Consider the following 21,305-nt stretch of genomic DNA (forward strand, 5'->3'; position numbering starts at 1 on the left):
TGCACGAGCGGCTGTTCGAACCGCCGCCACATCGCGCGGAACGTTACCGTACCGCGATCAGATGACCACTTCGACGCTCTCGCCCGGGGGCTGCCCGGAGACCCGTTCGGTCTCCAGCGCACTCTGGAGAATGACCACCGCGGCCGCCTGGTCGACCACCGAGCGGCCCTTCTTGCTCTTGACCCCGGAGGCCCGCAGACCGTGGGTCGCGGTGACCGTGCTCATCCGCTCGTCGACCAGCCGGACCCCGACGGGCGCGATGTTCCGGGCCATCTCCTGGGCGAACGCCCGGACCTTGGCCGCGGCCGGCCCCTCTCCCCCGTTGAGGGAGCGGGGCAGACCGACCACAACTTCCAGCGGCTCGTACTCGTCGACAATCGCCTTCAGCCGCCGGTGTGCTGAGGGCACGTCACGTCCCGGCACGGTTTCGACGGGGGTGGCGAGGACCCCGTCGGGGTCGCACGAGGCGACCCCGATGCGGGCGTCCCCGACATCCACGGCGATGCGCCGGCCACGTCGCATGGAGCTCACGCGGGTCAGACCGTCTCGGCGACGAGCCGCTCGACGGCCTCGATGGCCTCGGGCACCGCGGCGGCGTGCTGACCGCCGCCCTGGGCGACATCCGGCTTGCCGCCGCCACCGCCGCCGAGGGTCTTGGCGGCCGCGCGGACCAGCTCGCCGGCCTTGATACCGCGCTCGCGGGCGGCCTCGTTGGTGGCGATGACCGTCACCGGACGGCCGTTGGCGACGGTGAACAGGGCCACGACGGCGGCGCGGTCACCGGGGATCCGGCCACGGACGTCCAGCACCAGCTTGCGCAGGTCGTCGGCGGAGGTGCCGTCCGGGACCTGGCCGGCGGCCAGCGCCACACCGTGGACGTCCTTGGCGCCCGCGGCCAGCCCGGCGGCGGCCTGGAGCACCTTCTCGGCGCGGAACTTCTCGATCTCCTTCTCGGCGTCCTTCAGCTTGGCCAGCACACCGGAGATCCTCTCGGGCAGCTCCTCCGGACGGCCCTTGACCAGCTCGGTGAGCTGCGAGACGACGGTGTGCTCACGCGCCAGGAACTTGTAGGCGTCCACGCCGACCAGCGCCTCGACGCGGCGCACACCGGAGCCGATGGAGGACTCGCCGAGCAGCTTCACCAGGCCCAGCTGGGCGGTGTTGTGGACATGCGTACCGCCGCACAGCTCCTTGGAGAAGTCGCCGATGGTGACCACCCGCACCCGGTCGCCGTACTTCTCGCCGAACTCGGCGATGGCGCCCTGCTTCTTGGCGTCCTCCATGCTCATGACCTCGGCATGGACGTCGAGCTCGCGGGAGAGCACCTCGTTGATCTTCTGCTCGACGTCCGTGAGGACCGCGCCGGGCACCGCGGCGGGCGAGCCGAAGTCGAAGCGGAAGCGGCCCGGGGAGTTCTCCGAACCGGCCTGGGCGGCGGTCGGGCCGAGCGCGTCGCGCAGCGCCTGGTGGGTGAGGTGGGTGGCGCTGTGCGCGCGGGCGATGGCGCGCCGGCGGGTCACGTCGATGGCGGCGTACGCGGCGGAGCCGAGCACGACCTCACCGACCTGGACGACGCCCTTGTGCACCGTGACGCCCGGCACCGGCTGCTGGACGTCGCGGATCTCGACGACGGCGCCGGAGTCCAGCCTGATCCGGCCGGTGTCGGCGAGCTGGCCGCCGCCCTCGGCATAGAAGGGGGTCCGGTCCAGCACGACCTCGACCTCGTCGCCCTCATGGGCGGCGGGGGCCGGGGCGCCGTTGACCAGCAGGCCGACGATGCTGGACTCGCCCTCGGTGGCGCTGTATCCGGTGAACTCCGTGGCGCCCGCCGTGTCGGCGACCGCGCGGTAGGCGGACAGGTCGGCGTGGCCGTGCTTCTTGGCCTGGGCGTCGGCCTTGGCGCGCTCCCGCTGTTCCTTCATCAGGCGGCGGAAGCCGTCCTCGTCCACCGAGAGGCCCTGTTCCGCGGCCATTTCGAGGGTGAGGTCGATCGGGAAGCCCCAGGTGTCGTGGAGCAGGAACGCCTTGTCGCCGGCCAGGACCGCGCCGCCGGACGCCTTGGTCTCGGTGACGGCGGTGTCCAGGATGTTGGTGCCGGCCTTCAGCGTCTTGACGAAGGCGGCCTCCTCGGCGAGGGCGACCGTCTCAATCCGCCGGCGGTCCTCCAGCAGCTCCGGGTACTGCTGGCCCATCGTCCTGATGACGACGTCCAGCAGCTCACCGACGACCAGACCGCCCGCGCCGAGCAGCCGCATGTTGCGGATGGCGCGGCGCATGATGCGGCGCAGGACGTAGCCGCGGCCCTCGTTGCCGGGGGTGACGCCGTCGCCGATGAGCATCGTGGCGGTGCGCATGTGGTCGGCGACGACCCGTAGCGAGACGTCGGAACCGTCGGCGGCGCCGTAGCGGACCCCGGTCAGCTCGGTGGCCTTGTCGATGACGACGCGCAGGGTGTCCGTCTCGTACATGTTGCGGACGTCCTGGAGGATCATCGCCAGGCGTTCGAGACCGAGCCCGGTGTCGATGTTCTGGCTGGGCAGGTCGCCGAGGATCTCGAAGTCCTCCTTGCCGGTGCCCGCCCCGCGCTCGTACTGCATGAAGACCAGGTTCCAGATCTCCACGTACCGCTCGTCGTTGACGGCCGGGCCGCCCTCGACGCCGAAGGACGGGCCGCGGTCGTAGTTGATCTCGGAGCACGGGCCGCAGGGGCCCGGGACGCCCATGGACCAGTAGTTCTCCTTCTTGCCCAGCCGCTGGATCCGCTCGGCCGGTACGCCGACGACCTCGCGCCAGATCCGCTCGGCCTCGTCGTCGTCGAGGTAGACCGTGATCCAGAGCTTCTCCGGGTCGAGGCCGAAGCCGCCGTCGGCCTGCGAGCTGGTGAGCAGCTCCCAGGCGTACTTGATGGCGCCTTCCTTGAAGTAGTCGCCGAAGGAGAAGTTGCCGCACATCTGGAAGAACGTGCCGTGCCGGGTGGTCTTGCCGACCTCTTCGATGTCCGGCGTGCGCACGCACTTCTGCACGCTGGTGGCGGTCGCGAAGGGGGGCTTGACCTCGCCGAGGAAGTACGGCTTGAAGGGCACCATGCCCGCGGGGACCAGCAGCAGTGTCGGGTCGTCCGCGATGAGCGACGCCGACGGCACGACGGTGTGCCCGCGCTCCTCGAAGAAGCGCAGCCAGCGGCGGCGGATTTCAGCCGACTCCATCAGTGGTCCTCATTTCCAGTCGGTCCGGTCAGTCCGGTCGGTCCGGTTGTTCTCGTGATTCGGTACGGCGATTCGAGCACCGCGTGGCGGCGCGGTCCGGGCAGCTCGCGCACCTCGGTCGCCTCGGTGAGGCCGAGTGCCTCGTGCAGTTGTTCTTCACGGTCCGCCATTCCCGTGCGTACGTCCACTGCAAATTGGCGCAGCCGGTGGCCGGTTTCGACGGCCTTCTCCGCGGCCTGCGCGGCGAGGCTGTCGGGCTGGAGCCGGCGCAGCTTGCGGTGGACCTTGGTGGTGGCCCACACACCGGCGGCTGCGCCGGTGGTGAACCAGAATGCGCGGCGGAACATCGCGGTGATCAGTCCTTGGAGCGACGGGTTCGGCGCCCGCCACGGCGGGCGCCGGGCAGGGTGCGGCCGACGACGACGGTGCGCTTCGGCTCGGGTTCGCCCTTCTTGCCGATCGCGCGGCGCACGCCGTAGCCGAACGCCGCCACCTTGACCAGGGGTCCGCCGAAGGCGGAGGACACCGTCGAGGAGAGCGCGGAGGCGTTGGCGGTGACCTCTTGGACATCGGCGGCGATGGCGTCGACACGGGCCAGCTGGGTGTGCGCGGAGCGGACGGTCGCGGACGCGTCGGCGAGGAGGGGGACGGCCTGGTCGGACACCTCGGCCACCATCTTGGTGGTCGCCTTGAGCGTCTGCGCGAGCCTCACCAGCACGAGGGCGAGGAACGACACGAGGATCGCCCAGAAGACGGCCACGAGAATCCCGGCCACCTCTCCACCGGACACGTTGGCACCACTCTCCGACTGGTTTTCGCTCTGGTCTCGTCCTGCTCGAACGGCGACCTCGACCTTATCGCGCCGTGACTGTCCGTCCGTACCCCCGTTCCCCGTGCGGCGGGTGGCACCGGGCCGGGCGGACGGGGACGCGTCACGGTGCGGGGATGGCCGACCGCGGTCGCCGCAGCCGCCGCGGTCGCCGCCGGTACCGGGGACGGCCGCCCGGGAGCGGCCCCGCATCCGGTGAACTCGCGGAAAAAATGGCCGAGTTGACCACCCCCACCCACCCCGCCGACGCGGGCGGCGGCCGGAGCCGGGCCGCGTCACGGGACGCGGGCCACCGTACGGGCCCGGAGTGCGGCTTCCGATGCCCGGTACGCACGAACCCGCCGCCTCCCCGCCGCGGGCGGCGGGAAGACGGCGGGCCGAGTGCCGTACGACGGCGCGGTGACGCCTGACTCAGCGGGCGTAGTACTCGACGACGAGCTGCTCGTCGCAGATCACCGGGATCTCCTTGCGGTTCGGGTCCCGGTCGAGACGGAACGCCAGCGCCGGGAGGTTGACCTCCAGGTAGCGCGGGGTCTCGCCGTCCGTGTCGTAGCCACCCTCGCGGGCGACCTGGAACGGGTGCTTCTCGCGGCTGCGCTCGCGGACCATCACGACGTCGCCGGGGCGGACGCGGAAGGACGGCTTGTCGACCTTGCGGTCGTTGACCGCGATGTGGCCGTGCACGACCATCTGGCGGGCCTGGTAGATCGTGCGGGCGATACCCGACCGCAGGACGAGCGCGTCCAGACGGCGCTCAAGCTCGATGATCAGGGCTTCGCCCGTCTTGCCTTCGACCTTCCGAGCGCGGTCGTAGGCACGGGCCATCTGCCGCTCGCTGATGTCGTACTGCGCGCGCAGACGCTGCTTCTCAAGCAGCCGGACCTTGTAGTCACTGTTCTGCTTGCGGCCACGGCCGTGCTCGCCGGGCGGGTAGGGACGGGCCTCGAAGTACTTGACGGCCTTCGGCGTCAGGGCGATGCCGAGTGCGCGCGACTTCTTGACCTTGGGACGCGACTGGTTCACGTGGAACGGACCTCCGTGTAAGTTAGGTGAGGCTTACCTTAGCGGAGGAGAACGCATGTTTCGACCTGGGATCCCCCTGCCCAGTGCTGGTCAGAGCACCGAGGCGGGTCAGCCGCGTCCCGTGGAAGACGCCCAGCGGCCCTCGGCTGCCGAGCGTGTACGCACCCTCGTAGAGTCCAATGGTATGGCGTCGCTGAGCATTCCCGGCGTCGAGGAGCTCGACGAGACCGGGCTCTCGGCTCCCGTCTGCCGGACGGTGACACCCGACGGGGACGTGCTGGTGCTGGTCCCCGGGGACTCCGCGGCGGCACGGGCCGCCGCGCACGCGCCGGACGACGACCTCACCGCCGTGATGGAGATCACGGATGTCGCACCCGTTTCGGTGCCCCATCGCATCCGCGGACGGGCCTGGGTGGCCGGCTGGCTCGCCCCCGTACGCGGTGATCAGCGCGCCGCGGCCGCCCTGCTGCTCGCGGAGCGGCACCCCGTCGGCGAGCTGCTCGGCATCGGGGAGGCACTCCAGCCCGAGCCCATGCCGGGCGAGTACGGACGCGCTGCCTGGACGATGCTGCGCCTGGAGGTCGGCGAGTGCGCGGTGGACGATCTGTGGGGCGCGGAGCCCGTCGAGCCTGACGAGTTCGCCGCCGCCACCCCCGATCCGCTCCAGGCCCACGAGGCGGAGCTGTTGCAGCATCTGCACGCGGCGCACGGCGACCAGGTGCGCGGGCTGTGCGCGCTGCTGGGCGACCGCACGGCGCACTGCGGGCTGCGCGACCGGGCCGTACCGGTGGGTCTGGACCGCTTCGGGCTGCGGGTGCGCTTCACGGACGCCGAGCACCGCTCGTTCGACGCGCGGTTCGACTTCCCCGAGCCGGTGCGGGACGTGGCCGAGCTGCGGCGCGCGATGCACGTGCTCTTCGAGGCCGCGGCGGAGTGACCGGGCGGCGGCGACCGGCCCGGTGACGCCGCGAGGTGACGCACCGGGCCCACGTGTCCGGCCGGTGCGCCTGCATCGCGTGGCAGCGGATCCGCGCCGCGCGGTGCGACGGCTCCGTCAGTCGCCGCTCTCGCCGCGCAGCCTGGCGCGGACCCGGTCGGCGACATCGGCGTAGCGCGCCTCGGCGCCGTGCCGGGTGGGGGTGTAGTACCGCTTGCCGTGCACCTCGTCCGGTGCGTACTGCTGGGCCGCGATACCGCCCGGCAGATCGTGCGGGTACTGATAGCCCTGGCCGTGGCCGAGCTTCTGCGCCCCCTTGTAGTGGCTGTCGCGCAGATGGGCCGGGACCGCTCCGGCCTGACCGGCCCGGACGTCCGCCAGCGCGGCGTCGATGGCCAGGTAGGCGGCGTTCGACTTCGGCGCCAGGGCGAGCGCGATGGTGGCCTGGCTCAGGGTGATCCGGGCCTCGGGGAACCCGATCATCGCCACCGCCTGGGCCGCGGCGACCGCGGTCTGCAAGGCCGACGGATCGGCCAGACCGATGTCCTCGCTGGCCGAGATCATCAGCCGCCGGGCGATGAACCGCGGGTCCTCCCCCGCCTCGATCATGCGGGCCAGGTAGTGCAGCGCGGCATCGACGTCGGAGCCACGGATGGACTTGATGAGGGCGCTGGCGACGTCGTAGTGCTGGTCGCCGTCGCGGTCGTACTTCACCGCCGCGCGGTCGACGGAGTCCTCCAGGGTCTGGAGGGTGACCTCCTTCTCCTTCTTGGCCAGCGCGGATCCGGCCCCGGCCTCCAGCGCGGTCAGCGCGCGCCGGGCGTCACCGCCGGCGATCCGCAGCAGATGCGCCTCGGTGTCCTCGGGGAGGGTGACCGCGCCCGCCAGACCGCGCGCATCGGTCAGCGCACGGTGCAGCAGCCCGCGCAGATCCTCGTCGGTGAGCGGTTCGAGGGTCAGCAGGAGCGAGCGGGACAGCAGCGGGGAGATCACCGAGAAGTACGGATTCTCGGTCGTCGCCGCGATCAGGGTGACCCAGCGGTTCTCGACGGCGGGCAGCAGGGAATCCTGCTGGGCCTTGCTGAAGCGGTGGATCTCGTCGAGGAAGAGGACCGTTTCCTTGCCGTAGCCGCCCGAGGCGCGCCGGGCGCCGTCGATGACCGCCCGGACCTCCTTGACGCCCGCCGTGATCGCGGAGAGCTCCACGAAGCGCTTGTTCGTCGCCTGGCTGACGACATGGGCGAGGGTCGTCTTGCCGATGCCGGGCGGCCCCCACAGGAAGACCGACGAGGGCCCGGCGGGGCCGCCGCTCCCCTCGCCGACGAGGCGGCGCAGCGGCGAGCCGGGCTTGAGCAGATGGCGCTGCCCCACGACCTCGTCGAGGGTGCGCGGACGCATCCGTACGGCGAGCGGGGACCCCGCGGGGTCCTTCTCCTGACGGTCTTCGGCAGCGGCGGTGAACAGGTCGGGCTCCACGTCCACGAGCCTATGTCACGCCACTGACAGCCCAGCCGGGGCCGTGGTGAACGCCCCGGGGACCGGTCAGATCAGGGAGCTCCAGTACGACCACCACTTGGTGAGGATGAGCAGCAGCAGCACGCCGTACCACAGCACCGGCACGACCCAGTGAAATTCCAGCACGGTCCGCCGCAGCCCCGCGGGCACCGGGATGATGCCGTGCTTGATGTTGTGCACGGTGGTGTACCAGAACATCAGGATCGTGATGCACCAGGTCAGCGTGCACCACAGGCAGAGCGCGTTGATGCTGTACAGCGACTGGGACATCAGCCACATGCAGAAGACCGTGCCCCCCAGGGTGCCGAGGTTCAGGCCGATCCAGAACCAGCCGCGGTAGCGGGCGCCCGCCAGCAGGCCCGTGCCGATCGCGATGACCGCGCCGAAGGTGATCAGGCCGGCGACCGGATTCGGGAAGCCGAAGACCTCCGCCTGCCAGCTCTGCATGACGCTGCCGCAGGAGATGATCGGGTTGAGGCTGCACGCCGGCTTGAAGTTCGGGTCCTTCAGCAGCTCGATCTTGTCCAAGGTGATGATCCAGGACGCCAGGGCGCCCAGCGCACCGGTGATCACCAGGAGCCAGGCGAGCCCGCGACCCGAACCGCTGGCCCCCGCGCCGCTCGCGCGGTCGTCGTCGGTGGACACGTCGTCAAGCGCTGTCGTCGTCATATCGCCGTTCCGTCGATCCCTTGGGGAATGAGGCCGAAAACCACCGGCCGCGGGAGAGCGGCCGCGCCGTTCATTCTGCCCCAACTCCATGGCAGATCAGCGTTCGATGGACATAAAGACGACCCGCCCCCGGCCGCCGCGCACCCCGCCGAGCGGCGCCCCGGCCGGATGCCCGGCCCATGGCGGACCGCCCCGCCACCGCCGGCGCGGCGACGGAATCATCCCGCGGGGTGAATACGCGGGCACCGCATTGACGCCGGCCTCCTTGCCCGGCCTCCTTGCCCGGCCTCCGTGCCCCGCCGCCGCACCCTGCACCGCGCGCCCGGCACGGCGAAGGGCCCGGACGGTTCATCCCGCCGTCCGGGCCCCACCCCTGCGTCCGCCCGCGCGGCGGGCGACCGGCCTCAGCCCAGCGCGCGCCGGACCTCCTCGACCACGGCGTCCCGTGCCACCGCGCGCTGCTCGCCGCTCGCCAGGTCCTTGAGCTGCACGACGCCCTCCGCCAGATCCCGCTCGCCCGCGACGATCGCGAGCCGCGCGCCCGAGCGGTTGGCCGACTTCATGGCGTTCTTCAGGCCCTTGCCGCCGTACGCGAAGTCGGTGGCGACACCGGCCCGGCGCAGCTCGGTGACCGTGCCGAAGAGCACCCGGCGGGCCTCCTCGCCGAGCGGCACCGCGTACACCGCGGTGGCGGCGGGAGTGTCCAGGGTGATGCCCTCGGCCTCCAGCGCCAGCACCGTCCGGTCCACGCCCAGCGCCCAGCCGACGGACGGCAGCGCGGGGCCGCCGATCATCTCCGAGAGCCCGTCGTAGCGCCCGCCGCCGCCCACCGCGGACTGCGAGCCGAGGCCGTCGTGGACGAACTCGAAGGTGGTGCGGGTGTAGTAGTCCAGCCCGCGCACCAGCTTCTCGTCGTCCTCGAAGGCCACGCCCGCCGCGGTCAGCAGCTCGCGCACCTCCTCGTGGTACGCCTTGCACGCCTCGCACAGGTGGTCGCGGAGCACGGGCGCCCCGGTGAGCTGTCGCTGGACGGCGTCACGCTTGTCGTCCAGCACCCGCAGCGGGTTGATATCGACCCGGCGCCGGGTGTCCTCGTCGAGGTCGAGACCGCGCAGGAAGTCCTGGAGGGCGCCGCGGTACGCGGGACGGCACTCGGCGTCGCCCAGCGAGTTCAGCAGCAGCCGGAAGTTGCGCAGCCCGAGGGACTTGTACGCGTCGGCGGCGAGGATGATCAGCTCGGCGTCCAGCGCCGGGTCCTCGGCACCGATCGCCTCGGCGCCGACCTGCGAGAAGTGGCGGTAACGGCCCTTCTGCGGGCGCTCGTAGCGGTAGTACGAGCCGGAGTACCAGAGCTTGACGGGGAGGTTGCCCCCCTTGTGGAGGTTGGCCTCCAGCGCCGCCCGCAGCACGGACGCGGTGCCCTCGGGCCGCAGCGCGAGCTGGTCGCCGCCCTTGGTCTCGAAGGCGTACATCTCCTTGGTCACGATGTCGGTGGACTCGCCGACCCCGCGCGCGAACAGCTCGATGTTCTCGAAACCGGGCGTCTCGATGTAGCCGTATCCGGACTTCTTCAGCGGCGCGGCGATCGCCTCGCGCACCGCGAGATAGGTCGCGGACTGCGGCGGAATCAGGTCGTACGTGCCCTTGGGGGCCTTGAAGGTGCTCACGGAAGCTTCGTCACATTCCTCGTCGCGGAGCGGCGGTCGAGCCGTCTCCGAGGCCGGCGGCCACATCCCGCAGGAAGGGGTTGGTGGCGCGCTCGCGGCCGATGGTGGTCTGGGGGCCGTGGCCGGACAGCACGACGGTGGAGTCCTCCAGCGGCAGGCACACACGCGCCAGCGACCGCAGGATCTCGGCGTGGTCGCCGCCCGGCAGATCGGTACGTCCGATGGAGCCGGCGAACAGCAGGTCGCCCGAGAAGAAGACCGGCGGAATGTCGGCCTGCTCGGGCATCCTGAACGTCACCGACCCCTTGGTATGGCCGGGTGCGTGCGCGACGGAGAACCGCATACCGGCGAGTTCCAGCGCACCGCCGTCGGTCAGCTCCCGGACGTCGTCCGGCTCCCCCACCGTGAGCTCGCCCATGAGCCGGCTGCCGATGGAGCGGCCCAGGGCCTTCTCCGGGTCGCTCATCATGTAGCGGTCCTCGGGATGTATCCAGGCCGGGACGTCGTGCGCGCCGCACACCGGGACGACCGAGGCGACATGGTCGATATGCCCGTGGGTGAGCACGACCGCGACGGGCTTGAGCCGATGCTTCCTGAGCGTGTCCTCGACGCCCTGGGCAGCTTGGTGGCCCGGGTCGATGATCACGCACTCCTCACCGGCGGCGGGGGCGACCACGTAGCAGTTGGTGCCCCAGGCCCCGGCGGGGAACCCGGCAATCAGCACGTTCGTCCTTAAGGGTCGTGGAGGTCGGTGACGGCCGGTCCGCGAAGCCGCTCCCGGATCGTCTCGGCAGCTCCAGAGCCTACCGGCGCGACTCCCGCCGGGGCGAACCCGTATACGGTACGGCCACGGCAGACGAGAGCGACCAGAGCGCAGGACGAAGGAGACGACCGGTGGTCAGCAGCGATCAGCGGCGGCGGCAGCTCGCCCGGGAGAAGTTCGAGCGCCAGCAGCAACGGCGCTCCGCGGCCAAGCGGAAGGCCAAACGCCGCAACGTGATCCTCGCGTCCGTCCTCGCGGTGGCGGTGGCCGGCGGTGCCGCCGCGTACGCCTCGGCCGGGCTGGCCGACGGCAGCGAGGACAAGAGCTCCGACCGGGCCGCGGCCCCGTCCAAGGCGCCGGACCCGTGCGGCAGGCCCGCGAAGGGCACACCGTCCAAGGAGACGTGGAAGAAGGAGCCGGCGATGTCGGTCGACACCTCGGCCTCCTACGCCGTGACGCTGGCGACGACCTGCGGCACGATCGGCCTGAAACTGGATGCCGGCAAGGCGTCGCACACCGTGAACTCCTTCGCGTTCCTCGCGGGCAAGGGCTTCTTCGACCACAGCAAGTGCCACCGCCTGGTGGACCAGGGCATCTACGTCCTCCAGTGCGGCGACCCGACCGGCACCGGCCAGGGGACGCCCGGCTACACCCTCCCGGACGAGAACCTCAAGGACCCGCGGCTCAAGGGCGGCGTCTATCCGGCGGGCACGGTCGCGATGGCCAACCGCTACGACGGGAGTGACGCCAAGACCCGCAACTCCGGCGGCAGCCAGTTCTTCCTCGTCTACCAGGACAGCAAGCTGCCGCCGAACTACACGCCGTTCGGCACGATCACCGGTGGCATGGACGTGCTCCAGAAGATCGCCAAGGCGGGCTCGACGCCCGACCCGGCGACCGGTAACACCGCGCCGAACGCCACGGTCGTCATCGACAAGGCGACGGTCACGAAATCCTGAGCCCGGCGGGGCGTCGTCGCCGCCGTCCCCGTACGCGAGCCGCGGAATTCGGTCGTGCTGGATGCGGACAGCAGACCGGCGGTCGCCTAGATTGGCGTTGTGCAGGGTGCCTGGTCCGACGGCTGCCCCCGCACCCGCAAGACAGCCCGTCGGACCGGCCGGGCGTGGCTCTGCCGGACAGAAACTGTGGACGATGCCGGGGGGCCGCGCGCCTCGACGGCATCATGTGGAGGAGGCGCTGTGAGCAGCGACCCGTGGGGCCGCGTCGATGAGACGGGGACCGTGTACGTGCGTACCGCCGACGGCGAGCAGATCGTCGGTTCGTGGCAGGCGGGATCTCCCGAGGAGGCCCTCGCCTACTTCGAGCGCAAGTACGAGGGTCTGGTCGTCGAGATCGGCCTCCTGGAACGGCGGGTCAGGACCACCGACCTGTCGGCGAAGGACGCCGCGGCCGCCATCGACCATCTGCGCACGCAGGTCGACGAGCACCACGCGGTGGGCGATCTGGAGGCGCTGCGCAAGCGGCTCGACGCCCTCGTCGGCACGGTCGAGTCGCGCCGCGAGGAGCGCAAGGCGCAGAAGGCCAAGCAGAGCGACGAGGCCCGGCAGGCCAAGGAGAAGCTGGTCACCGAGGCCGAGGAGCTGGCGGTCAGTGAGCAGTGGCGGGCGGCCGGTGAGCGGCTGCGGGCACTGGTCGACACCTGGAAGGGCCTGCCGCGGCTCGACCGCAAGACGGACGACGAGCTCTGGCACCGCTTCTCGCACGCCCGCTCGGCGTTCTCCAAGCGGCGCAAGGCGCACTTCGCGTCGCTGGACGCGCAGCGCGAGGACGCCCGTAAGGCCAAGGAGAAGCTGGTCGCCGAGGCCGAGTCGCTGTCGGGCTCGACGGACTGGGGGGCCACCGCGGCCCGCTACCGCGAGCTGATGACCGAGTGGAAGGCCGCGGGCCGCGCCCAGCGTGAGCACGAGGACGACCTGTGGAACCGCTTCCGCGGCGCCCAGGACGTCTTCTTCCAGGCGCGCGGTGAGGTCTTCGCGGAACGCGACGCCGAGCAGCAGGAGAACCTGACCCGCAAGGAGGAGCTGGTCGTCGAGGCCGAGAAGCTGCTCCCGGTGACGGACCTCAAGGCGGCGCGGGCCGCGTTCCGTACGGTCAACGAGCGGTGGGAGGCCATCGGCCACGTGCCGCGGGACGCCCGCCCCAAGATCGAGGGGCGGATGCACGCCGTCGAGCGCGCCATCCAGGAGGCCGAGGAGTCCGAGTGGCGGCGGACCAACCCTGAGGCGCGGGCGCGCGCCGCGGGGCTGACCGGCCAGCTCCAGGACGCCGTCGACAAGCTGACGAAGCAGATCGACACCGCGCGGGCGGCCGGCAACAACGCCAAGGCCGACAAGCTCGCCCGGGAGCTGGAGGGCCGCAAGGCGCTGCTGGACCAGGCGCTCAAGGGCCTGGAGGAGTTCGGCGGCTGAGAAATCCTGCGCCGGCATGACGGAGCGGCCCGGTACGGATCTCCCGTACCGGGCCGCTCCGCGTTCCTGCGGTGCCCGTGCCTCGCCCTACGGCCGACGGGCCGAGGTCACCCGGTAGACGTCGTAGACGCCCTCCACGCCCCGTACCGCCTTGAGCACATGGCCCAGGTGTTTGGGGTCGCCCATCTCGAAAGTGAAGCGGGAGGTGGCGACCCGGTCGCGGGAGGTCTGGACAGCCGCGGAGAGGATGTTGACGTGCTGGTCCGACAGGACGCGGGTGACGTCCGACAGCAGCCGGGAGCGGTCCAGCGCCTCCACCTGGATGGCGACCAGGAAGACCGAGGACTGGGTGGGCGCCCACTCGACCTCCAGGATCCGTTCCGGCTGCTTGGACAGCGAGTCGACATTGACGCAGTCGGCACGGTGCACCGAGACGCCGCTGCCGCGGGTGACGAAGCCGATGATGGGGTCGCCGGGCACCGGCGTACAGCAGCGGGCGAGCTTGACCCACACATCGTCGACGCCCTTGACGACGACGCCCGGATCGGCGCTGGAGCGCCGCTTGGAGCGCGGCCGGATCGGTGTCGACTCGGCGATGTCCTCGGTGGCCTCGTCCTGCCCGCCGAGGGCCTGCACCAGCTTCTGCACGACGCCCTGCGCGGCGACATGGCCCTCGCCGATGGCGGCGTAGAGCGATGAGATGTCGGGGTAGCGCATCTCGTGCGCGAGGGTGACCAGGGAGTCGCCGGTCAGGATCCGCTGGATCGGCAGGTTCTGCTTGCGCATCGCCCGCGCGATGGCGTCCTTGCCCTGCTCGATGGCCTCGTCGCGGCGTTCCTTGGAGAACCAGCCGCGGATCTTGTTGCGGGCGCGGGGGGACTTGACGAAGCCGAGCCAGTCGCGCGAGGGGCCCGCGCCGGGCGCCTTGGAGGTGAAGACCTCCACCAGGTCGCCGTTGTCCAGGGTCGATTCGAGCGGTACGAGCCGCCCGTTGACCCGGGCCCCTATCGTGCGGTGGCCGACCTCGGTGTGCACCGCGTACGCGAAGTCGACGGGGGTGGCACCGGCTGGCAGCGCTATGACGTCGCCCTTCGGCGTGAAGACGAAGACCTCGTTGCGGGAGAGGTCGAAGCGCAGCGATTCGAGGAACTCGCCCGGGTCCTCGGTCTCCTTCTGCCAGTCCAGCAGCTGCCGCAGCCAGGCCATGTCGTTGACGGTGTCCTGGCCGGCGCCCTTGCCCTTGGGCACGTCGGTGCGCACCTTGGAGGCGCCGGCGACGGCCTCCTGCTTGTACTTCCAGTGCGCGGCGATGCCGTACTCGGCGCGGCGGTGCATGTCGAACGTGCGGATCTGGAGCTCGACGGGCTTGCCGCTGGGGCCGATCACGGTCGTGTGCAGCGACTGGTACATGTTGAACTTGGGCATCGCGATGTAGTCCTTGAACCGCCCCGGCACCGGATTCCACCGGGCGTGCACGGTGCCGAGCGCCGCATAGCAGTCGCGGACGGTGTCGACGAGGACGCGGATGCCCACCAGGTCGTAGATCTCGGCGAAGTCGCGGCCGCGCACGATCATCTTCTGGTAGACGCTGTAGTAGTGCTTCGGGCGGCCGGTGACGGTGGCCTTGATGCGGGCGGCGCGCAGATCGGCCTGGACCTCGTCGGTCACTATGGCCAGATACTCGTCGCGCTTGGGCGCCCGCTCGGCGACCAGCCGGACGATCTCGTCGTACATCTTGGGGTAGAGGATCGCGAAGGCGAGGTCCTCCAGCTCCCACTTGATGGTGTTCATGCCCAGGCGGTGGGCCAGCGGCGCGTAGATCTCCAGGGTCTCGCGGGCCTTCTTCTCCTGCTTCTCCCGCTTGAGATAGCGCATGGTGCGCATGTTGTGCAGCCGGTCGGCGAGCTTGATGACCAGCACGCGCGGGTCCTTGGCCATCGCGACGACCATCTTGCGGACGGTCTCGGCCTGTGCGGCCTCACCGAACTTGACCCGGTCCAGCTTGGTGACGCCGTCGACGAGCAGGGCGACCTGGTCGCCGAAGTCGCGGCGCAGGGTGTCCAGGCCGTACTCGGTGTCCTCGACGGTGTCGTGCAGCAGGCCCGCCATCAGCGTGGCCGGGTCCATCCCCAGCTCGGCGAGGATCGTCGTCACCGCGAGCGGGTGGGTGATGTACGGGTCGCCGCTCTTGCGCTTCTGGCCGCGATGCCAGCGCTCGGCGACCTGATAGGCACGCTCGACCTGGCGCAGCGTGGCGGTCTCGATCTTGGGGTCGTTGCCGCGTACGGCCCGCAGCAGCGGTTCCAGGACCGGGTTGTACGGGCTGGAGCGCTGTACGCCCAGTCGGGCGAGGCGGGCCCGTACGCGGTTGGGGGAACCGGAGCGGCTCACCGGGGCGGGCGGCAGGGGCTTCGCCACCGGGACCGGGGCGGCGGGCGGGGCGGCCTTCGCGGGCGGCTCGGGGGCGGGGGCCGGTTCGGAGGCGGGCGACACGGCGGGCGCCGCGGGGGCGCCGGGCTTCGGCTCGGGCTCGGCCGCGGGGGCCGGGCGTGCGGCGGCACCAGGGGCGCCCGGCTCGGGGGCGGGTGCGGAAGCGGCGTCCCGGGGGTTCGGCTCGGCCGGACGCGCGGCGGCGGATCCCGCCGGACGCAGTCCGGGGGAGAGCGGCTGGGCCTCGTCTGGCAAGAGCACTCCTCAAGTGGTTTGGGACCACAGGACCACGAACTGGTCGGGGTGCCATGGTATCGACCCACGCGCCCCGGCTCTCCCGCGGCCATCAGTACGTACATGACACAGCGCCGAGGGCGCCCGGATTCTTCCGGGCGCCCTCGGCGCTGATGTGGTGTGCGACAACCGGCTCAGACCGTGATCAGGGCCTCCAGCGGGGCGCCCTTCAGGCCCGGCTCCAGCCGCTGCCGGCCGTCGAGGAAGCCGAGCTCCAGCAGCACCGCGAGGCCGGCGACCTCGGCGCCCGCGCGGCGCACGAGCTGCAACGAGGCGTCGGCCGTACCGCCGGTGGCCAGCACATCGTCGATCACCAGCACCCGGTCGCCCGGGGCCAGCGCATCGGCGTGCATCTCGATCTCGGCGGTGCCGTACTCCAGGTCGTACGACTGCCCGAGCGTCGCGCCGGGCAGCTTGCCCGCCTTGCGTACGGGGACGAAACCGATACCGGCGCGGACCGCGACGGGGGCGGCGAGGATGAAACCGCGCGCCTCCAGGCCCACGACCTTGTCCGCGTGGTAGCGCTCGCACAGGTCGGCGAACGCGTCGGTGAGCGCCCGGAAAGCCGTCGCGTCGGCCAGCAGCGGGGTGATGTCCTTGAACATCACGCCGGGCTGCGGGTAGTCGGGGACGTCCGTGATCCGGCTGAGCAGCAGCTCGCGCAGCTCGGCGGGGGCGCTCATCGGCGCTTGCCCGACGTACGGCCGCGTCCGCGGTCACGGGTGGCGGACTGCGCGGGCGGTCCCACGACCGCCGCGTCGTCGTCCTCGGCGGCACCGGACGTGTCCACGGCGACCCCGTCCTGCGGGTCCTCCTGGCTCGCGCCCTTGGCCGCGGCCGCGGCGCGCTTCGCCCGCACCCGCTTGGCCAGCGCCTTCATCTGCGGTTCGCTGTTCTTGAGGTCGGAGACCAGCGGGGTGGCGATGAAGATCGAGGAGTAGGCACCGGCGGCGAGGCCGACGAACAGGGCGAGCGAGATGTCGTTGAGCATGCCCGCGCCCAGCACACCGCCGCCGACGAAGAGCAGAGCCGCGACCGGGAGCAGCGCCACGACGGTGGTGTTGATGGAGCGCACCAGGGTGCCGTTGATGCTGCGGTTGGCGATCTCGCTGTAGGTGAAGCGGGTCTGCTTGGTGATGTCCTTGGCGGCTTCCTTGAGGCTGTCGAAGACGACGACCGTGTCGTACAAGGAGTAACCGAGAATGGTCAGCAGACCGATCACCGTACCCGGGGTGACCTCGAAGCCGACCAGGGCGTAGACCCCGACCGTGATCGTGAGGTCGTGGATCAGCGCGATCAGCGCGGCGATCGCCATCCGCCACTCGAAGGAGATGGCCAGATAGATCACCACGAGGACCATGAAGATCCCCAGGCCCAGCCATGCCTTGTTGGCGATCTGCTCGCCCCAGCTCGGGCCGACCAGCTGGGTGTTGACCTCCTTGACCGGGACGTTCAGGTCCTTGGCGAGCTCTTCCTGGACCGGCACCGCCTGCTTGGTGTCCAGACCGCTGATCTGGATACGCAGCGCGCCGCCGCCGAGCTTCTGCACCAGGGCCTGGTGGCCACCGGACGCCGCCTCGGCCTTGTGCTGTGCCTCCGTGGCGGACACCGAGGTCTTCGGGGTGGTGAAGACCGCACCGCCGGAGAACTCGATGCCCATGTTCAGGCCCCGCACCGCCAGGCCGACGATGGCCGTGATGGTGATGAGGATCGAGATGCCGTACCAGAACTTCCGCTTGCCGATGAAGTCATAGCCGACCTCACCGCGGTAGAGCCGGGCGCCGAGGTTACCGAGCTTGGACATCTCACGCCTCCTTGGTCTCGGTGGTGACGATGGAGCGGCGGCCGCGGCGCAGCGGCGGCTTGACGCCCAGACGCTTGGGATCCAGACCGGACCAGGGGTGGCCGTCGGAGAAGAACTTCCGCCGGGCCAGCAGCGTCATGAGCGGCTTGGTGAAGAGGAAGACCACGACGACGTCGAGGACGGTGGTCAGGCCGAGCGTGAACGCGAAGCCCTGCACCTTGCCGACGGTGACGATGAACAGCACCGCGGCGGCGAGGAACGACACGAAGTCGGAGACCATGATCGTACGGCGGGCGCGCGGCCAGCCGCGTTCGACGGCCGGACGCAGGGTGCGGCCCTCGCGGATCTCGTCCCTGATGCGCTCGAAGTAGACGATGAAGGAGTCGGCCGTGATGCCGATGGCGGCGATGGCGCCGCAGACGGCCGGCAGGTTCAGCGCGAACCCGATGGCCGGGCCGAGCAACGTCATGATCGTGTACGTCAGGACCGCCGAGACGCCCAGGCTCGCCAGCGCGACCAGCGCCAGGCCCCGGTAGTAGGCGACCAGGTAGATGACGACCAGCGCGAGGCCGATGGCACCGGCGACCAGACCGGCGTGCAGCTGCTCGCCGCCGAGCGCCGCCGTGACCGTCGTCTCGTCATCGATCTTGAAGGAGAGCGGCAGGGCACCGTAGGACAGCATGTTCCCCAGGTCCTGTGCGGACTGCTGGGTGAAACCGCCGGAGATGGTGGCGTTGCCGCCGTTGAGCTGCTGGCTGACGCGCGGGTCGGAGACCACCGCGCCGTCCAGGACGATCGCGAACTGGTTCTGCGGCTGCGTCTTGGTGGCGAGCTTGCCGGTGATGTCGGCGAACTTCTTGCCGCCGTCGGACGTGAAGTCCATCTGGACGATCCAGCCCTGGCCCTGCTGGGCGTCGAAGACCGCCTTGGCGTCCTTGACGTCGGTGCCCTCGACACCGACCGGGCCGAGCACGTACTTCTGCGTACCGTCGTCCTTGCAGGCCACGATCGGGTCGGACGGCTTGCTGCCGCCGGCCTTCTCACCGGCCACCGCGCGCGACGCCTTCGTGGAGCAGTCCAGCGCGGCGAGCTGCTTCTGGAGCGCGGCCGGGATGTCCGCGTCACCGCCGCCGGCCGGGGGCGTGGCGGGCGGGGCGGAGGGGGTGGGCGGGGCGGACGGCGCCTTCTTCAGGGAGTCCGTGACGGCGCGGCCCTGGGGCGTGGCGCCCTGCTTGCCGTCGTCCTTGCCGTCCTTGCCCTTGCCGTCCTTGGTGCCCTGGTCGCCCTTGTCGCCCTTACCGCCCGCGGAGGGGGTGGTGGCGGGCTCGGGGGTCTTGGTGCCCGCGGTGGTGGTCAGCACCGGCCGGAAGCCGAGCTGGGCGGTGGTACCGACCTGCTGGCGGGCCTGCTTCGCGTCCGTCCCCTTGGGGATGTTCACGATGATGTGGGAGGGGCCCTGCGTCTGGACCTCGGCCTCGCTCACACCGAGACCGTTGACCCGCCGCTCCATGATGCCGGCGGCGGTGTTCATATTGGTCTCGTTGATCGCGTTGGGCTTGCCCGGCTGGTTCTGCGCCGCCAGCGTGAAGCTGGTGCCGCCGGCCAGGTCGATGCCCAGTCGGGGCGTCAGAGTGCCGGAGTAGAACATGCCTCCGACCAGCGCCACCATCGCGATCAGGATCAGAACCAGGGTGCGCCCCGGTTTTCCCTGGCTCGCGGGCGACCTGCGGCCCTTCTTCGGTGCTGCCACCTTCTCGTATCTCCCTGTCCAACCCCTCGGCATCGGGTGTCCGCCGAGGAGCCACGAAGTGTTGTGGGGACGTGCCCCCGCCGGAGCCTAAACCGTCCCGGAACCGCGGCACACCGCACGCGGGGCGCTCCGCGGTTCCGTCCGGGCGGGACTACTTCGCGTCGGCGCCGCCGGCCTTCTTGTCGTCCTTGGCGGTCTCGGCGTCGGCCTTGACGGCATCCTTGGCGGCCTCGGCGGCCTTGGCCTCCTCGGCGACGGGCTTCTCGGCGTCGGCGTCCGCGTCGGCCGGGGTCTCGCCCTTGCCCAGGTCGATCTTGCCGGCCTTGTCACCCGATTCGGTGGCGTCCGCGACGATGTCACCGGTCAGCGAGGAGGCGTCGTCCGGGACGACCGGGTCGGCGCTGTCCAGGATGCGGTTGTACTCCTCGTCAGCGAGCACCGCGCCGATGGCGTTCTTGGCGTAGAGGGCGTGCACACCGGGCGCGACCTCGAGAAGAACGGAGTCGTCGTGGATTTCCTTGACGGTGGCGTACATACCCCCGATGGTCCGGACACCGGTGCCGGGCTGCATCTCGTTGCGCATCTGCACGGCCGCCTGCTGCTTCTTCTTGGCAGACCGGGTCATCAGGAACATGGCCCCGATGAGGACGATGAAGGGGAGGAGAGTCATGATACTCACGGGACGGAAATCCTTCGCACGACCGCTCATCCGCGGTCTGATATACGGGGGTGGGTATGCCGGGCCATACGGACGGCATCGGCGGAGTCTAAGCGAGTCCGCACCGGTGGAACAACGCTCAGCATCGCACCGCAGTTCCTCAGCGGGCGACTCTCCGCGCCGTCACGCCCCGAACAGGCCCTGCTGTCCCGTTCCGCCCGATTGCTGCTGCGGCGGCACCAGACCCAGGTGGGCCCAGGCCGCCGGAGTCGCGATCCGGCCACGGGGCGTCCTCGCCAGCAGCCCCTCGCGCACCAGGAACGGCTCGGCGACCTCCTCGACCGTCTCGCGCTCCTCCCCCACCGCGACGGCGAGGGTGGAGAGCCCCACCGGGCCGCCGCCGAAGAGCTTGAGCAGGGCCGTGAGCACGGCGCGGTCGAGGCGGTCCAGGCCGCGGCCGTCCACCTCGTAGACCCCCAGGGCCTGCGAGGCGATCTCGCGGGTGATCACGCCGTCCGCCTTGACCTGGGCGTAGTCGCGGACGCGGCGCAGCAGGCGGTTGGCGATACGCGGGGTGCCGCGGGACCGGCCGGCGATCTCGGCGGCGCCGTCGGGCTCTATGTGAACGTCCAGCAGGCCGGCCGAGCGGTGGATCACCCGCGTCAGCTCGGCGGGGGCGTAGAACTCCATATGGCCGGTGAAGCCGAAGCGGTCGCGCAGCGGGGGCGGCAGCAGACCGGCCCGGGTGGTGGCGCCGACCAGCGTGAAGGGCGGGAGTTCGAGGGGGATGGCGGTGGCGCCCGGCCCTTTGCCGACGATGACGTCGACGCGGAAGTCCTCCATCGCCATGTAGAGCATTTCCTCGGCGGGCCGGGACATCCGGTGGATCTCGTCGAGGAAGAGGACCTCGCCCTCCTGGAGGGAGGAGAGGATCGCGGCGAGATCGCCGGCGTGCTGGATGGCGGGGCCGGAGGTGATGCGGATCGGGGCGCCCATCTCGGCGGCGATGATCATCGACAGGGTCGTCTTGCCCAGGCCCGGCGCGCCGGAGAGCAGGACGTGGTCGGCGGTGGCGCCGCGGGCACGGGCCGCGCGCAGCACCAGGTCGAGCTGTTCGCGCACCCGCTCCTGGCCGACGAACTCATCGAGGTCCTTGGGCCGCAGCGCGGCTTCGACTGCGGTGTCCTCACCGTCGGCGTCGGCCCCGACCAGCCGGTCGGCCGCGCCGGCGGCGTCCTCGGCGGTGGACGGTGCGGTGTCGTCCCAGTTCACTGCGGATTGCCTCGTGGGGTCGGGGCGGCCGGGCCGCCGGTGTGGTCGTACGGTCGGGG

18 protein-coding genes are annotated in these 21,305 nt (G+C 71.1%); 3 read left to right on the forward strand and 15 right to left on the reverse strand.

What is annotated here, in order from left to right:
• Positions 1-57: 57 nt before the first annotated feature.
• The 5 genes from ruvX to rpsD all read right to left on the reverse strand — a co-directional run bounded on the left by ruvX (position 58) and on the right by rpsD (position 5,058).
• Positions 58-522, reverse strand: a complete 465-nt coding sequence (ruvX, locus tag ACLJWH_RS18680; RefSeq protein ID WP_411142964.1) for a Holliday junction resolvase RuvX — start codon at positions 520-522, stop codon at positions 58-60.
• A 14-nt stretch (positions 523-536) separates the two neighbouring features.
• Positions 537-3,206: an alanine--tRNA ligase gene (alaS, locus tag ACLJWH_RS18685; protein ID WP_094794682.1), complete on the reverse strand. Its 2,670-nt coding sequence runs from the start codon at positions 3,204-3,206 to the stop codon at positions 537-539.
• Positions 3,206-3,553, reverse strand: a complete 348-nt coding sequence (locus ACLJWH_RS18690; RefSeq protein ID WP_411142851.1) for a DUF6167 family protein — start codon at positions 3,551-3,553, stop codon at positions 3,206-3,208. The genes alaS and ACLJWH_RS18690 overlap by 1 nt, the downstream gene beginning before the upstream one ends.
• An 8-nt stretch (positions 3,554-3,561) precedes the next feature.
• Positions 3,562-3,996: a DUF948 domain-containing protein gene (locus ACLJWH_RS18695; RefSeq protein ID WP_242640829.1), complete on the reverse strand. Its 435-nt coding sequence runs from the start codon at positions 3,994-3,996 to the stop codon at positions 3,562-3,564.
• A gap of 450 nt (positions 3,997-4,446) precedes the next feature.
• Positions 4,447-5,058, reverse strand: coding sequence for a 30S ribosomal protein S4 (rpsD, locus tag ACLJWH_RS18700; protein ID WP_052853539.1), 612 nt, complete (start codon positions 5,056-5,058; stop codon positions 4,447-4,449).
• A gap of 184 nt (positions 5,059-5,242) precedes the next feature.
• Here rpsD and ACLJWH_RS18705 point away from each other — a divergent pair, with 184 nt between their 5' ends.
• Entirely contained in the window at positions 5,243-5,995 is a 753-nt protein-coding gene (locus tag ACLJWH_RS18705) for a DUF2470 domain-containing protein (protein WP_411142852.1), read from the forward strand.
• Between the two features lie 117 nt (positions 5,996-6,112).
• Here the strand turns inward: ACLJWH_RS18705 and ACLJWH_RS18710 are convergent, their stop codons facing one another.
• The 4 genes from ACLJWH_RS18710 to ACLJWH_RS18725 all read right to left on the reverse strand — a co-directional run bounded on the left by ACLJWH_RS18710 (position 6,113) and on the right by ACLJWH_RS18725 (position 10,570).
• The gene (locus ACLJWH_RS18710) at positions 6,113-7,471 is read right to left on the reverse strand and encodes a replication-associated recombination protein A (RefSeq protein WP_411142853.1); all 1,359 of its coding nucleotides are present in this window, start codon (positions 7,469-7,471) and stop codon (positions 6,113-6,115) included.
• 66 nt (positions 7,472-7,537) lie between these two features.
• Positions 7,538-8,179, reverse strand: coding sequence for a vitamin K epoxide reductase family protein (locus ACLJWH_RS18715; protein WP_411142854.1), 642 nt, complete (start codon positions 8,177-8,179; stop codon positions 7,538-7,540).
• Positions 8,180-8,583: 404 nt separating this feature from the next.
• Complete coding sequence (gene hisS / locus ACLJWH_RS18720; RefSeq protein WP_411142855.1) at positions 8,584-9,846, reverse strand: histidine--tRNA ligase; 1,263 nt, start codon at positions 9,844-9,846, stop codon at positions 8,584-8,586.
• A 10-nt stretch (positions 9,847-9,856) separates the two neighbouring features.
• Complete coding sequence (locus ACLJWH_RS18725) at positions 9,857-10,570, reverse strand: MBL fold metallo-hydrolase (protein WP_411142856.1); 714 nt, start codon at positions 10,568-10,570, stop codon at positions 9,857-9,859.
• 170 nt (positions 10,571-10,740) lie between these two features.
• On the opposite strand from ACLJWH_RS18725, the gene ACLJWH_RS18730 reads away from it, so the two are divergent.
• Positions 10,741-11,568, forward strand: a complete 828-nt coding sequence (locus ACLJWH_RS18730) for a peptidylprolyl isomerase (protein WP_411142857.1) — start codon at positions 10,741-10,743, stop codon at positions 11,566-11,568.
• A gap of 240 nt (positions 11,569-11,808) precedes the next feature.
• The gene (locus tag ACLJWH_RS18735; RefSeq protein WP_411142858.1) at positions 11,809-13,038 is read left to right on the forward strand and encodes a DUF349 domain-containing protein; all 1,230 of its coding nucleotides are present in this window, start codon (positions 11,809-11,811) and stop codon (positions 13,036-13,038) included.
• A gap of 87 nt (positions 13,039-13,125) precedes the next feature.
• Here the strand turns inward: ACLJWH_RS18735 and ACLJWH_RS18740 are convergent, their stop codons facing one another.
• The 6 genes from ACLJWH_RS18740 to ruvB all read right to left on the reverse strand — a co-directional run bounded on the left by ACLJWH_RS18740 (position 13,126) and on the right by ruvB (position 21,246).
• Positions 13,126-15,723, reverse strand: coding sequence for a RelA/SpoT family protein (locus ACLJWH_RS18740; RefSeq protein ID WP_411142859.1), 2,598 nt, complete (start codon positions 15,721-15,723; stop codon positions 13,126-13,128).
• Between the two features lie 173 nt (positions 15,724-15,896).
• Positions 15,897-16,445: an adenine phosphoribosyltransferase gene (locus ACLJWH_RS18745; RefSeq protein WP_411142860.1), complete on the reverse strand. Its 549-nt coding sequence runs from the start codon at positions 16,443-16,445 to the stop codon at positions 15,897-15,899.
• Positions 16,442-17,566, reverse strand: a complete 1,125-nt coding sequence (secF, locus tag ACLJWH_RS18750) for a protein translocase subunit SecF (protein ID WP_411142861.1) — start codon at positions 17,564-17,566, stop codon at positions 16,442-16,444. The genes ACLJWH_RS18745 and secF overlap by 4 nt, the downstream gene beginning before the upstream one ends.
• A gap of 1 nt (position 17,567) precedes the next feature.
• Positions 17,568-19,316 carry a protein translocase subunit SecD gene (secD, locus tag ACLJWH_RS18755; RefSeq protein ID WP_411142862.1) on the reverse strand — a complete coding sequence of 583 codons (1,749 nt, stop codon included), beginning with the start codon at positions 19,314-19,316 and terminating at the stop codon, positions 17,568-17,570.
• 151 nt (positions 19,317-19,467) lie between these two features.
• Positions 19,468-19,995, reverse strand: coding sequence for a preprotein translocase subunit YajC (gene yajC, locus ACLJWH_RS18760; protein WP_411142863.1), 528 nt, complete (start codon positions 19,993-19,995; stop codon positions 19,468-19,470).
• A 162-nt stretch (positions 19,996-20,157) separates the two neighbouring features.
• Entirely contained in the window at positions 20,158-21,246 is a 1,089-nt protein-coding gene (ruvB, locus tag ACLJWH_RS18765) for a Holliday junction branch migration DNA helicase RuvB (protein ID WP_411142864.1), read from the reverse strand.
• Positions 21,247-21,305: the final 59 nt, after the last annotated feature.

It is taken from the genome of Streptomyces sp. x-80, assembly GCF_046549095.1.
In the GTDB taxonomy this organism is placed as follows: domain Bacteria; phylum Actinomycetota; class Actinomycetes; order Streptomycetales; family Streptomycetaceae; genus Streptomyces; species Streptomyces celluloflavus.

What these genes read in the sequence shown, in the direction of transcription:
- ruvX (WP_411142964.1), bottom strand. Translation starts at nt 522, where the DNA reads ATGCGACGTGGCCGGCGCATCGCCGTGGATGTCGGGGACGCCCGCATC.
- alaS (WP_094794682.1), bottom strand. Translation starts at nt 3,206, where the DNA reads ATGGAGTCGGCTGAAATCCGCCGCCGCTGGCTGCGCTTCTTCGAGGAG.
- ACLJWH_RS18690 (WP_411142851.1), bottom strand. Translation starts at nt 3,553, where the DNA reads ATGTTCCGCCGCGCATTCTGGTTCACCACCGGCGCAGCCGCCGGTGTG.
- ACLJWH_RS18705 (WP_411142852.1), top strand. Translation starts at nt 5,243, where the DNA reads ATGGCGTCGCTGAGCATTCCCGGCGTCGAGGAGCTCGACGAGACCGGG.
- ACLJWH_RS18715 (WP_411142854.1), bottom strand. Translation starts at nt 8,179, where the DNA reads ATGACGACGACAGCGCTTGACGACGTGTCCACCGACGACGACCGCGCG.
- ACLJWH_RS18745 (WP_411142860.1), bottom strand. Translation starts at nt 16,445, where the DNA reads ATGAGCGCCCCCGCCGAGCTGCGCGAGCTGCTGCTCAGCCGGATCACG.
- secF (WP_411142861.1), bottom strand. Translation starts at nt 17,566, where the DNA reads ATGTCCAAGCTCGGTAACCTCGGCGCCCGGCTCTACCGCGGTGAGGTC.